Source organism: Janthinobacterium amylolyticum, from assembly GCF_051380655.1.
GTDB lineage: Bacteria > Pseudomonadota > Gammaproteobacteria > Burkholderiales > Burkholderiaceae_D > Janthinobacterium.
This window is the reverse complement of the sequence record NZ_JBNYXL010000011.1, coordinates 143,877-157,038: the sequence shown is the minus strand read 5'-3', so window position 1 is coordinate 157,038 and position 13,162 is coordinate 143,877. Positions and strand designations below refer to the sequence as shown.

Here is a 13,162-nt window from a genome sequence, read left to right as displayed (position 1 = left end):
GTTACATGCATGAAAAAACCGGCGCTGGCCGGTTTTTTCATGGCTAAGCCGCAAGCCAAGGTGGTCGCGCCCGGCGGGGGATTGCGCCCAGTTGGGGCATTCCGATCCCGCAGGGGCGGATGCCCGGATTTTGCCGCCTTACCCGATTACTCCAGCGGCACGCTGCGGTATTTATTCACTTCCAGAGCGCTCACCGCCGGCGCATCATTGCCCCACGAGGCGCGCAGATACGTCACCACGGCCGCCACTTCGCGGTCATCCATCACGGGGCCGAACGGCGGCATGCCGTAGGGACGCGGGTTGCCGGCCGTGCCGGGCGCGAAGCCGCCGTTGAGCACCAGGCGGATGGCGTTGACGGCCGACACGGTGGTCAGCGCGCGGTTGCCGGCCAGCGGCGGGTAGCCGGGCGGCACGCCCTTGCCATCGGCCTGGTGACAGCTGGCACAGTGTTCCTCATACAGTCTGGCGCCCAGCGCCAGTTGCTGCCGGGCCGTTTCCGAGGTGTCGCGCGGCGCGCGCGGCGTCGCTTGCGCTGGGCCTGGCAGGCTTTTCAGGTACACGGCCATGGCTTGCAGGTCCGCCGTGCCCATGTGCTGCAGGCTTTGCCGCACCACCTCGGCCATGGGGCCGAACACGGTGGCGCGCGGCGACACGCCCGTCTGCAGCAATTCCACGATATGCGCCGTGTCCCAGTCGCCCAGGCCCGCTTCCGCGTCCGATGTCAGCGATGGCGCATACCAGCCCAGCACGGGGATCAGGCCACCCGACAGGCCGTCGTCGCTGCCGCCCAGGGTGGTGCGGCTGCTATGGCAGGCGCTGCAGTGGCCCAGGCCCTGCACCAGGTAGGCGCCGCGGTTCCACTCCATGCTTTTACTCGTCAGCGGCTGGTACACGCCCGGCTTGAAGTACAGGGCGCGCCAGGCGGCCAGCGCGATTTGCTGGTTGTAGGGGAAGCGCAGTTCGTGCGGCCGGTTCGCCTGTTGGTGCGGCGGTACGCTCTGGAAGTACGCGTACAGGGCGTCGCTGTCCTCGCGCCGCACCTTGGTGTAATTGGTGTAGGGAAACGCGGGATACAGCAGCCGGCCATCCTTCGATTTGCCGTTGTGGATGGCGCGCCAGAAATCGTCGGCCGTCCAGCTGCCGATGCCCGTTTCCCGGTCGGCCGTGATGTTCGGCGAGAGCACCTTGCCGAATGGCGTCTGCAGGGCGCGTCCGCCCGCGTAAGGCACGCCGCCGCGCGTCGTGTGGCATGCCATGCAGTCGCCCGCCTTGGCCAGGTAGGCGCCGCGGGCGATCAGCTGCTCCTTGCCCAGCGCGCTGGGGGCGGCGGGCGGCCCCAGGTCATCGCCCGGGTAGAGCAGGAATTTTGCGCCGGCCGCGACGGCGGCCACGCCGGCAAGAGCGATCAGCCATTTTTTCATGGCGCCACCTGCGCGCCGGAGCCAGGCACGCCGCCGCAGTGCAGCGGCAGCGGCAGGGCGATGCTGGCGGCGGGACGGGCCTCGGCGCTCGCCACCTGCGTGCCCAGCCAGGCCGAGACGGCGGCCACGTCCGCATTCGACAGGCGCTCTGCCACTTGCGCCATGCAGTCGGGGGCGTGGGCGCGGCGCCTGCCGTTTTTCCAAGCGCCAAACTGGGCGTTGATATAGTCGCGTGGCAAACCCAGCAAGCCGGGAATGGCGGGCGCCACGCCGGCCAGCTGCTCGCCATGACAGGCGATGCAGGCGGGAATGTTCATGCCGCTATCGCCTTGCAGCACCAGCTGCCGTCCGCGGGCCAGGGCGGCCGTGCCGGCATTGCTGGGCTGGGCCGGCGGCGGGGCAGGGTGCTGCGCCGCAAAGTAGTCGGCGATCTCGCGCAGGTAGGCGTCCGGCAGGTGTTCCACCATGTACGCCATCATCGGATACTGGCGCCGTCCATCGCGAAAGTTCAGCAGCTGGTTGTACAGGTAGCCGGCCGGCTTGCCGGCGATGCGGGGAAAGAAAGCGTCACGCTTTTCCTGCTGCGCATGGCAAGCCGTGCAAGCCTTGATGCGCTGCTCCAGGCTGTCGTGGCTGGCGGATATGGCGGCGGGCGCGGCCAGCGCCATGCCCGGCAGCACGGCAGCCAGTAGCAGCACGGCGAGGGAATGCGGTAGCATGGAAAGTTGCATGGAAAATGGCATGGGAAGTAAGCTGTCTCGTCGGTCTGGATGGCGTGCCGGTGTTGCTGCCCGGATAATTTTTATGAGACTAGCATATACCGGGCGCTGTCATGCTGACAGGATCAGTTGTGCATTAAAACTACGGATCAGTTTGAGGGAGCGGGCTTGAAGCGATATGAAGAATTGGCGGAGGAAATCGCCGCCATGATCGGCACGCGGTTGCTGCTGCCCGGTGAAAAGCTGCCGTCCGTGCGCCAGCAGCATGCGCGGCGCGCAATCAGCCCGTCGACGGTGTTCCAGGCGTATTATTTGCTGGAAGCGCGCGGCATGATCGTCTCGCGTCCCCGTTCCGGTTATTACGTGGCGCCGCAGCGCGCCGCGCTGGCGCCGGAGCCGGACAGTTCCCGCCCCGTCGATGCCAGCACCTCCGTCGATGTCAGCGACCTGGTGTTCGAGGTGCTGGGCGCCGTCGGCGCGCGCGACATCGTGCCGTTCGGCTCGGCCTTTCCCAGTCCGCATCTGTTTCCCATGGCGCGGCTGGCGCGCGCCGTCTCGGCCAGCATGCGCCGCCTCGACCCATGGAGCACCGTGACGGACCTGTCCCTGGGCAACGCCGAACTACGCCGCCAGATCGCCCTGCGCTACCAGCTTGACGGCGTGCTGGTCTCCAGCGAGGACATCGTCATCACCAACGGCGCGCTGGAAGCGCTGAACCTCTGCCTGCAAGCCGTCACGCGGCCCGGCGACACGGTGCTGATCGAGTCGCCCAGCTTCTATGCCTGCCTGCAGGCGCTGGAGCGGCTGGAACTGAAGGCCGTGGAAATCGCCACCAGCCCGCGCGACGGCGTCGACCTGGTGGCGCTGGAAGAAGTGCTGCAGCGGCACCAGCCCAAGGCCTGCTGGCTGATGACGAGTTTCCAGAACCCCCTGGGCAGCCTGATGCCGCCGGAAAAGAAGCGCGCCCTGGTCGCATTGCTGGCGCGTCATGGCGTGCCCCTGATCGAGGATGATGTGTATGGCGAATTGTATTTCGGCAAGCAGCGTCCGGGCCTGGCGAAAAGCCACGACAGTGCGGGGCTGGTCATGCATTGCAGCTCGTTTTCCAAGACCCTGGCGCCCGGCTTTCGCCTGGGCTGGGCCGTGGCGGGCCGCCATGCGCGCCAGGTCGAGCGATTGAAACTGACCACCAGCCTGTCGGCGCCGATCCCGCTGCAGATGGCCTTGGCCGATTACCTGGCGCAAGGGGGCTACGACCGGCATTTGCGCCAGCTGCGCCTGACCCTGGCCGCGCAGCAAAACACCATGCTGCAAGCCATCGCCGTGCACTTTCCGCCCGGCACGCGCGTGACGCGGCCCCAGGGTGGCTATTTCGTGTGGGTGGAGATGCCGGCGGACGTCGATGCGCTGGCCCTGCACCGCAGCGCGCTGGCGGCCGGCATCAGCATTGCCCCTGGTCCCATCTTTTCCGCCACGCGGGCGTTTCGCCACTGCATCCGCCTCAATTACGGCCACCCGTGGACGCCGCAGCTGGAAGCGGCCATCGCCACGCTGGGGCGGCTGGCGCGTCAGGGTGCGGCTTTGGCTGCGCCGGCGCAAAGCCGCCAGGGTGGCGGCGCTTGAAAATAATGGCTATGTCATCGCAAGATAGGGGATGTGCGGGAATTTTACGGCGCCCCCGCTGTCTGACTCTGCACAACAGCACGCAGGGGGCCGATGATGCAAGCCGCGCAGTGGAAAACCTTCATCGCCCAGTTCGCCGCATTGAGCATGCGCCAGCGCCACGCTGGCATGTCCTTGCTGCGTGGAACCGCGCCACAGGATGCCGCCGTGGCATTGATCGAAGGAGTGGCGCAAGGGGCATTGCACTGCCCAGCCTGTCTATCCATGCATCTGCACCGCCATGGACACGCGCACGGCTTGCAGCGCTACCGCTGCGTGCCCTGTGGCCGCACGTTCAACGCGCTGACCGGCACGCCGTTGGCCCACTTGCGCCACAAGGAACTGTGGATCGCATACGCCGATTGTCTGCTCGATTCCAGTTCGGTACGCAAGGCGGCCAGCCAGCTGGGCGTACACCGCAACACGACGTTTCGCTGGCGCCACCGCTTTTTAAGCCTGGCCAAAACGGACCGGCCCCATTGCCTGCATGGCATTGCCGAGGCCGATGAATTGTATGTGCTGGAGTCGCAGAAAGGGGCGCGCCGCCTGACGCGTCCGGCGCGCCAGCGTGGTGGCCATGCGCAACTGCGCGGCATTTCCAAAGAACACGTCTGCATCCTGGTGGCGCGCGACCGCACGGGGCAGACCCTGGACTTCGTCACGGGCCGAGGGCAGCTCACCAAGGCGCAGCTGCACCTTAGCTTGCCACCCATGATGGACAAGGACGTCTTGCTGGTGACGGATGGCCATGCCGCCTATCCGGCCTTTGCCCGGGAGGCGGGCATCAGCCACCAGGCCGTGGACTTGCGCGCCGGCATCCGCGTGCGCGGCGCCGCCCATGTACAAAATGTGAACGCCTATCACAGCCGATTGCGGCAATGGCCGTATCCGTTTCATGGCGTGGCGACGCGCTATCTGCCGAACTACCTGGGCTGGCGCTGGATACTTGATGCCAGGCGCATCCGCTCCCCGGAATCCTTGCTGAAAGCCACGCTGGGCGATTTCCCACACCTGACGAGGACATAGCCAAAATAATCGCTGCCGCATGCAGGTGTTTCATTTCAAAAAGAAATATTGCTGTTATATTGAAGTATCTATAACTAATGATGGGAATGATAATGGATAACTCGCAACCGGAAGTAGCCCGTACGCAAGATACGACGATCGCCATTCTTTCCCATATCGGTGGCCTGTTCACCAGCTGGGTGGCGCCACTGATCATTTATCTGATCAAGAAGGATGACGCGGATAAATTCTCGGCCGAAAATGCCCGCGAAGCGCTGAACTTCCAGATCACGCTGATCCTCTGGTACATCGTCTGCTTCGTGCTGACTTTCGTCATCATCGGCATTTTCCTGTTCTGGCTGGTGGCGCTGGGCAATCTGGTGTTTTCCATCATTGCCGCCGTCAAGGCCAGCAATGGCGTCGTCTACCGCTATCCGCTGACCTGGCGTCCGGTCAAGTAAGGCGCTGCCGGCCCTCGGGTGTCAGCCAGGGCGGCCGGGCAGCGCCAGGAACGCTGCAAAGTCAGGCGCCACCTCGCTGGTGGCGCCTGTTTCGTGCGACCACAGCACGACCACGGCTTCACCCGTCGGCCCCGTGCGCGCATAGTCAAAACAATAGTAATCGCCGGTGCCGAACTGCGCGAAGGGCAGCAGGGCGTCGGCTGCGTGGCCGGCCGCGCCCGTATTCTCCAGCCACTGCTGCCAGTTGTCATGGTAATGGCGCTGGATCGATTCCCAGGTCTTGCGTGCATTGGCCGCATCGTAGACGGGAAACACGTTCAAGGCGCCCAGCGCGCGACCATTGTTGAGCAGCAGCCATTGCACGTACGACGCGGGCAGCGTGCGCCCCAGCGCCTGTTCGGCAGCGGCGATCGCCTGCGGGGTGGTGCCGATGGAGGTGTTTTTGCTCATGAACAGTAGCGCATGGCCAGCCGGGATGCCGGCCGGCTCAGGCGTGTGCGGGCGGTGTGGGCGGCGGTGTGGCGGCGCGTGGCGCTTTTTGCGGCGCCACCTTGCCGCCATCGGCGATCCAGCGGCGGTACACGCGCAGGGCCACTTGCGCATCGTCGGCCGCGTACAGGATCTGCTTTTCCGTCAGGCGCGACGTGGCCCAGTTGGTGGTGGAGATCTTTTTGGATTTCTGCAGGTGCAGGCCGAAGAACTTGGCCACGGCCGTCTTCGCGCCCAGGTCGTTGCGCTGGCCGCCGCGCAGGGCGACGGAGAGGTCGAGCACCTGGGCCGGGGCGATGCCCAGCTTGGCGCGCAGGCGCTTGACGTCGTCGGACAGGCCAAAACCCACTTTCAGGGTGCTGGTCGATTCGAGGATGGCTTTCAGTTCGGCCAGGGCCGGCGCCGGCGTCGCGCCTACCTGGAACAGGTAGGCGATGTCATCGGTGGCCAGTTGGATCAGATGGGGACCCGTGGACGACTCGCCCTTGACGAAGGTCGGCTTCGATTCCGTATCGAAGCCGATGGCATCGGCGGCCAGCAGGGCGGCCATGGCCGCCTGCGCATCGTCGCTGGTGCGCACCAGCTTGACATGGTCGAGAGCGATGCCCTGGTAGGGCGGCAGGGGCGGCGCGGCGGCGGTGTCCATGAAGCCGGATCAGCCTTTGCGCGAGAATTTCGCGGTCAGCTGATTCAGTTTTTCCAGGCGCAAACGGTTCGCTTCTTCGGCGGCGGCCGCGTCGCGTTCGGCTTTCTTGCGTTCTGCTTCCTTCTTGAAGCGCTGCTGCAATACTTGCGTTGCGTGGTCGCGGTGGGTTTGCGTCACTTCCGCGCCGGCCGTGCCGTCGAGGTCGTAGCGCACCTTGGCTTTTTCCATCACGCGCAGGTAGCGCAGCGAACCCGTGTGGATACCCAGTGCCGTGCGCATCAGCTTGCGGTCCAGGTCCGGCAGGCGCGCCAGGATCTGCTTGTCGATACCGATCGACAAAGGCAGGCAATCGCGGAATGGCGGGAATTGCTCCTGGAACTGTTTCAGCAGGGCGCGCGCGGTCAGGCCGGCGGGCGCCGGTGCGGCTGCTGCGGCCGGTGCCGCCGCTGGGGCTGCATCGACTGGCGTGTCAGGAGTGGTGGCTTGCTGGTCTGGCGTGGAGCTGGTCATCGACATCATTGGTTGGGCTATAAAAGGGGAGCATAGCACGCGCCACAGGCAAGTGCATTGTCTTTTTTGGCAACTTGACGTGCGATAAGCGGCTTCGCATGACAGCCGGCACAGCGCGAAATACGGGAAATGTGTATAATGTCGGCTTGCGCTGATGACTGGACCCTGTTTTTGAAGGTCTGGCTCAGGTGTGCAGGGGATAGGAGCAGTGCGGTGCAGGGCCCCCATTATTGATTTTTTTGATATCGGTTATTCCACTTATCAATTATTCAGATAACGGGCCTTCGTGCATAATCTTGCTCTCCGCTGTGTCTTCACTGAACAACAATAGATTCAAGCCCGTTCTGGTACGGGCTTTTTTTCATTCCGCAATGTACATCGCTTATTTATCTGACCCGGCTCCGGCCTCGCCGTACGGCCCGCCGCTCCGCATGCCGGAGGCGCGGGCTTTGAACGTTCCGATAAACAGGCGCCGCTGCCGTTGACGGCAGCCGCAACAACACGCTCCATCGAGTCCGGTTTCGCAGGCTTAGGTGGAATCATTCACTTCGCGCCGACACCATCTGGTCTCGCATTAAGAGATATCTCATGAAGAATACGCCAAAAACTTTAACGTTGTCCGCCAAGGCGCCACGCCCAGCCGCGGCACCACTTGCCGTACCAAAAACGACTTTATCTTACTTCATCGATAATGCGCAAGCGAATCCGGAAGCCACCGTCACGACGGCGCCGACCGTTGTCACCGTCGTGAAGAAAAGCCGCTCGCGCCTGGCTGCCGTGCCAGCGGCCGAAGTGGCTGCCGAAGCGCCAGCCGCTGCCATTGAAGCCGTTGCCGAGGTAGCGGAAGCGGCGCCGGCCAAGGCGCCGAGCGTGAAAGTGGCGCCGGGCGCCAAGGTGGCGCCCGCGCCACGCAAGGTCAGCGAAAGCGCCGCCACGAACAAAGTCGTGACGGCCGCCCGTTCGAAAGTCGTGCGCGCCAAGCCGGAAGCGGCACCCGTGACCATCATCACCGGTGCGCAAGTGGTCAGCAAGACCACCGACGCCGACGCCCTGGCTGCCATCGACACGTCGAATTACTTCCTGCCAACCGTCAAGGTACCGGGCCGCCGTGGCCGCAAGCCGAGCGAATTCACGCCGGAAAACGATGAAGTGGCAGCACTGAATGCCGTCGAACGCGCCGAACTGAAGGCCGTGTCGAAAGCGCGCGACCGCAAGGCCAAGGGCGGCCTGGCCGATGCCCTGGGCGATCCGGAAGCCTCGGCAGCGGACCTGGAACGCCGCCGCAAGCAGATCACGGGCCTGATCAACATGGGCAAGGAACGCGGTTTCCTCACCTATGCCGAGATCAATGACCAATTGCCGGAAAACATCATCGATCCGGAAGCCATCGAAGGCATCATCGCCACCTTCAACGACATGGGCATCGCCGTCTACGAGCGCGCCCCTGACGCGGAAAGCCTGTTGTTGACAGACAACGTCGCCACCGTCACCAGCGATGATGAAGTGGAAGCGGCTGCCGCCACCGCGCTGTCGACCGTCGATTCCGACTTCGGCCGCACCACCGACCCCGTGCGCATGTACATGCGTGAAATGGGCGCCGTGGCGCTGCTGACGCGCGAAGGCGAGATCGAGATCGCCAAGCGCATCGAAGGCGGCCTGAAAGACATGATCCAGGCCATTTCCGCCTGCCCGACCACCATCGGCGAAATCGTCGCGCTGTCGCAAAAAATCGCGCGCGACGAAATCAAGGTCGATGAAGTGGTCGACGGCTTCGTTGATTTGAACGAAAGCAATGCCCCGGCGCCCGCCGCTGCCGCCGCGCCTGCTAGCGCCAGCGGTGACGACGAGGAAGAGGAAGAAGAAGCCGAGGAAGAAGACGGCGACGCCAATGGCGGCGCGGCCGGTTTCTCCAGCGAGCAATTGGCGCAGCTGAAAAAGAATGCATTGGAGAAATTCAACGTCATTTCGACGCAGTACGACAAGATGCGCAAGGCGCCCGAGGGCTACAACTCGAAAGCCTACATCAAGGCGCAGGAAGCCATTTCGCAGGAACTGCTGGGCATCCGCTTCACGGCCAAGGTGGTGGAAAAGCTGTGCGACACCCTGCGCGGGCAGATGGAAGAAGTGCGCCACATCGAGCGCGCCGTGCTGGAACTGTGCGTGAACAAATGCGGCATGCCGCGCGCCCACTTCATCAAGGTCTTCCCAGGCAATGAATGCGACCTGGAATGGGTCGACCGCGAAGTCGATTGCAAGTATCCGTACAGCGCCATCCTCAGCCGCAACGTGCCTGCCGTCAAGGAACTGCAAAAGAAGATGATCGACTTGCAAGCGCGCGTGGCCTTGCCGCTGGCCGACTTGCGCAAGATCAACAAGCAGATGGCTGCCGGCGAGAAGCGTGCGCGTCACGCGAAACGCGAAATGACGGTCGCCAACTTGCGCCTGGTCATTTCGATCGCCAAGAAATACATCAACCGCGGCTTGCAATTCCTCGACCTGATCCAGGAAGGCAACATCGGTCTGCTGAAGGCCGTGGATAAATTCGAATACCGCCGCGGCTACAAGTTCTCGACCTACGCCACCTGGTGGATCCGCCAGGCCATCACGCGTTCGATCGCCGACATGGCCCGCACCATCCGCGTGCCGGTGCACATGATCGAAACGATCAACAAGATGAACCGCATCTCGCGCCAGATCATGCAGGAAACGGGCAGCGAGCCGGACCTGGCGACCCTGGCCGTCAAGATGGAAATGCCGGAAAACAAGGTGCGCGAGATCATGAAGATCGCGAAAGAGCCGATCTCCATGGAAACGCCGATGGGCGAAGATGGCGATTCGCAACTGGGCGACTTCATCGAAGACAACACGACCCTGGCACCGCTGGACGCCGCACTGCATGCCTCGATGCGCAACGTGATCAAGGAAGTGCTGGACTCCCTGACCCCGCGCGAAGCGAAAGTGCTGCGCATGCGTTATGGCGTGGAAATGTCGAACGACCACACCCTGGAAGAGGTGGGCAAGCAGTTCGACGTGACGCGCGAGCGCATCCGTCAGATCGAAGCGAAAGCCATGAGCAAGCTGCGCCAGCCTTCGCGTTCGGATAAGCTGAAAACCTTCCTGACGCAAAACTAAGCAGTCATAAAAAAAGAGGCGCAAGCCTCTTTTTTTTCGTCCATCCTCAGCGTCGGCTTACCTGAAATACGTACGCTGGCCTGGCAGGCCGGCGCGGTGACGGCGCTTCAGCTTGTACAGGGCCGCGCCGCAGGCGGCGGCGATGACGGTCATGAAGAACCATTCCAGCGGGTTGCTGCGCTGCGGCGCCGGCGCCGCTTGCGACGGCACGGCGAAAGCCTGGAATTTATGCCCCGTGTAGACGGCGCCCACCACCAGGCCGGCGTCCGTGATCTTGTTGGTCAGGTACAGGCCGTCGTCGCGACGGCGCACCGTCATCACGCCTTCCTTGTAGACAAAGGTCATCGGTTCATAGCCGTTGATGCTGACGCTGCCGACGACGTGGCCGGCCGCATTCACGGCCGTGGCATAGCTGTCGCCCTGGCCGATCATGGCGCCCAGGTCGAGCATGCGCTTGCCGTCCCAGGCAAACGCGTGCCAGCGGCGCTTTTCCGTTTCCGAGGCGCCCACGATCAGGCCAGCGTCATTGATGGCGGTGGCCGAGCTGATGCGTCCGCCGGGCAGGGTGCCGATTTCCTGCATGCCCGCGCCGGGGCGGTAGACGAAGGCGCGGCGAAAGCCGTCGCTGCGTTGCGCCGTGCCCACCACGACGCCATGCGCGTTCAGGCCGCTGGCATAGCTGCTGGCGCCGCCCAGGGTGCCCAGGTCTTGCAGGCTGTGGTCGGCCTGCGTCACAAACGCATGGAAATCGCCGCCGCTGGTATCGGCGTAGCCGGCTACCCGGCCGTCGTGCGTGATGGCCGTGGCATAGCTGCTGTTGCCGCCCAGGGTGCCCAGGTCGCGCATGCCGGTCGCTTCCTCGTAACGGAAGGCGTGCCAGGCGCCGCTGGCCGTCTGCGCGGAGCCGACCACCACGCCGTGGGCATTGATGGCCTTGGTAAAACCTTCATTGCCGCCCAGCGTGCCCAGTTCGCGGATGCGGCCGTGCTGGTAGATCACGGCGCGGCGCCGACCTTCCTCTTCCGTGATGATGCCGGCCACCAGCCCCGCCGGGTTCAGGTCGGAGGCAATGCTGCCATCACCGCCTTTTTCGCCGAAACCATGTTCAGCGTAAATACTGGCGCCGGCCAGCGGAGTCGCGGACAGCAACAGCAGCAAGGTCAGGCGTTGGGCGGCGGACCAGCAGGAGCACCGTGGCGGCATGATAGTTTCCTTAAAGAAAAAACTTATAGTACGTTTTTATGCCGCCGATGAATACTTTATTTGCTACTATTTTTGCTAACTTTCGTGACATCATCCCGGGGCTGCGACGGGGCGGGCCTGCGGCAGGTGGATTGCCAGCGCCGTGCCCTGGCCCGCCTGGCTGTCGATGCGCAGTTCGCCGCCCAGCGCATGCACGCGCTCGCGGATGCTTTTCAGGCCGAAGGCGGCGCGCTTGCCATCGTCGCCCGGCTGCATGCCGATGCCGTTGTCGCTGATGCGCACGACGATGGCATCCTGGTCCTGCGCCAGCGCCACTTCCACTTCGCTGGCCTGGGCATGGCGCACGATGTTCGACAGCGATTCCTGCAGCACGCGGAAGATGGCCGACGTCTGGCGCTGGTCCAGGCCCAGGTTGGGCGCTTCGCTGGCGATATGCAGGCGGTAGCGGATCGAGCCGCGTCCTTCCATCTGGCGTATCAGCCATTCGGCCGCCGGCCCCAGGCCCAGCTCCAGGGTGCTGGGATGCAAGTCATTGATGATGGTGCGCACGGAGCGGATGGTGGCGTCGATGGTGTCGAGCACGCGTTGCGCATGCTGGTGCAGGCGCGGGTGGGCGCCGGCCGTGCGCGTGTGCAGCAGCGACACATCGATGCGCAGCACCATCAGGTTCTGCCCCAGGTCGTCGTGGATGTCGAGCGCGATGCGGCGCCGTTCCTCTTCCTTGATGGTTTGCTGGTGGTCGGACAGCTCGCGCAGCTGGGCCAGCGAACGCTGCAGGTTTTCCTCGTTGCGCTTGCTTTCCGTGATGTCAACGGCCATGGCGATGAGCATCTGCGGCTGGCCGTCGGCATCGAAAATGGGTTTCTTGTGCGTTTGCACGAGGCGGTTTTCCTGCAGTAGCGCATTCCATATCAGCTCTTCGCGTATCACCACCTGGCGGCTGGCAAACGCTTCCTGGTCGGCGGCGTGGAAGCCCGCATTCTGATGCGGCGGAAAGTGCTGCCGGTCGCGTCCTTCGGCGATGTCCTGGAAATGCACGCCCCATTGCTGTTCGCAAGCCTGGTTCATCAGCACGATGTGGGAATCGGCATCCTTGAGGAACAGCGACAACGGCATCATGGAAATGATGTCCTGCAGCCGCTCCTCGCTGCGCGCCAGCGCCGCCTCCGTCTGCGCGCGCATGGCGATCTCGGCGGACAGCTGGGTATTTACATCCAGTAACTGCGCCGTGCGCAGGGCCACGCGGTTTTCCAGCTCCGCATGGGCGACGCTGAGCGCTTGCTCTGCCCGCTTGTGCTCGGTGATATCGCTGGCCAGCACCAGGGCGCCCGTCAGGCTGCCGAGGCGGTCGTACAGGCGGCGCCCGCTGAGCATGGCCCAGCGTTCCGAACCGTCCGCATGCAAATAGCGCAGCTCGCCCATGCAGCTTTGTCCCGCCTCCTGGCGCAGCGGGCACAGGCGCTGCAAGGTGGCATCGTCATGGAATTCGGCCATGGAGTGGCCCAGCAGCTGATCCAGGGGCAGGCCCAGCATGTCGCCCAGGCGCTGGTTGACGTGCACGATCATGCCGTCGGCATCCGTTTGCCACATGCCATCCTGCGCCGCTTCGGCCAGGTCGCGGTAGCGCATGGTGCTGGCGTCGAGCTGCTGGCGCGCGCAGGCCAGGCGGGTGCGCAGCTTGCGCATCAGCCAGATGGCCATGCCGGTGGCCGTCAGCAATAGCACGCTCAGCCACACATGTTCCCAGAAATTGAGCTCCTGCCAGGCCACGCCGGCGAGCCAGCCCAGTGCGACCAGGAGCAGTGCGGCACAGACCGCGCTGAGCGTTTCAATCGACCATCTACTCATCCGTATTCCTGGCGTCTTGGTTGGCCGCTGCGGCGCGCCCGGCGCCGGAGGAAGGATTACCCGCTG

General features: G+C 64.2%; 11 protein-coding genes. 4 read left to right on the top strand and 7 right to left on the bottom strand.

The window, feature by feature from the left end:
• Positions 1-146 precede the first annotated feature (146 nt).
• Both ACQ4WR_RS22755 and ACQ4WR_RS22750 read right to left on the bottom strand, forming a co-directional pair.
• A complete protein-coding gene (locus ACQ4WR_RS22755) occupies positions 147-1,421 on the bottom strand; it encodes a c-type cytochrome (RefSeq protein ID WP_436490076.1) in 1,275 nt (424 codons plus the stop codon).
• On the bottom strand, positions 1,418-2,140 hold the full coding sequence (locus tag ACQ4WR_RS22750; RefSeq protein ID WP_258002824.1) for a c-type cytochrome: 723 nt from the start codon (positions 2,138-2,140) through the stop codon (positions 1,418-1,420). Before ACQ4WR_RS22750 ends, ACQ4WR_RS22755 begins: the two co-directional genes overlap by 4 nt.
• Before the next feature lie 168 nt (positions 2,141-2,308).
• Between ACQ4WR_RS22750 and ACQ4WR_RS22745 the strand changes: the two genes are divergently transcribed.
• The 3 genes from ACQ4WR_RS22745 to ACQ4WR_RS22735 all read left to right on the top strand — a co-directional run bounded on the left by ACQ4WR_RS22745 (position 2,309) and on the right by ACQ4WR_RS22735 (position 5,268).
• On the top strand, positions 2,309-3,763 hold the full coding sequence (locus ACQ4WR_RS22745; RefSeq protein WP_436490074.1) for an aminotransferase-like domain-containing protein: 1,455 nt from the start codon (positions 2,309-2,311) through the stop codon (positions 3,761-3,763).
• Between the two features lie 96 nt (positions 3,764-3,859).
• A complete protein-coding gene (locus ACQ4WR_RS22740) occupies positions 3,860-4,828 on the top strand; it encodes an IS1595 family transposase (RefSeq protein ID WP_436490183.1) in 969 nt (322 codons plus the stop codon).
• Positions 4,829-4,920: 92 nt separating this feature from the next.
• Positions 4,921-5,268, top strand: a complete 348-nt coding sequence (locus tag ACQ4WR_RS22735) for a DUF4870 domain-containing protein (RefSeq protein WP_436490073.1) — start codon at positions 4,921-4,923, stop codon at positions 5,266-5,268.
• Between the two features lie 21 nt (positions 5,269-5,289).
• Here ACQ4WR_RS22735 and ACQ4WR_RS22730 read toward each other — a convergent pair whose 3' ends face one another.
• The 3 genes from ACQ4WR_RS22730 to ACQ4WR_RS22720 are packed head-to-tail and all read right to left on the bottom strand — an operon-like array spanning position 5,290 to position 6,922.
• Entirely contained in the window at positions 5,290-5,718 is a 429-nt protein-coding gene (locus tag ACQ4WR_RS22730) for an SMI1/KNR4 family protein (RefSeq protein ID WP_436490071.1), read from the bottom strand.
• 37 nt (positions 5,719-5,755) lie between these two features.
• Entirely contained in the window at positions 5,756-6,403 is a 648-nt protein-coding gene (locus ACQ4WR_RS22725; RefSeq protein ID WP_102293311.1) for a 3'-5' exonuclease, read from the bottom strand.
• A 9-nt stretch (positions 6,404-6,412) separates the two neighbouring features.
• Complete coding sequence (locus ACQ4WR_RS22720) at positions 6,413-6,922, bottom strand: ProQ/FINO family protein (protein ID WP_102293312.1); 510 nt, start codon at positions 6,920-6,922, stop codon at positions 6,413-6,415.
• 579 nt (positions 6,923-7,501) lie between these two features.
• On the opposite strand from ACQ4WR_RS22720, the gene rpoD reads away from it, so the two are divergent.
• Positions 7,502-10,045, top strand: coding sequence for an RNA polymerase sigma factor RpoD (rpoD, locus tag ACQ4WR_RS22715; protein WP_436490069.1), 2,544 nt, complete (start codon positions 7,502-7,504; stop codon positions 10,043-10,045).
• A 57-nt stretch (positions 10,046-10,102) separates the two neighbouring features.
• Here rpoD and ACQ4WR_RS22710 read toward each other — a convergent pair whose 3' ends face one another.
• Together ACQ4WR_RS22710 and ACQ4WR_RS22705 are read right to left on the bottom strand one after the other, a co-directional pair.
• Positions 10,103-11,248: an HAF repeat-containing protein gene (locus tag ACQ4WR_RS22710; RefSeq protein WP_436490067.1), complete on the bottom strand. Its 1,146-nt coding sequence runs from the start codon at positions 11,246-11,248 to the stop codon at positions 10,103-10,105.
• Positions 11,249-11,338: 90 nt separating this feature from the next.
• Positions 11,339-13,096, bottom strand: coding sequence for a PAS domain-containing sensor histidine kinase (locus tag ACQ4WR_RS22705; protein ID WP_436490066.1), 1,758 nt, complete (start codon positions 13,094-13,096; stop codon positions 11,339-11,341).
• Positions 13,097-13,162 lie beyond the last annotated feature (66 nt).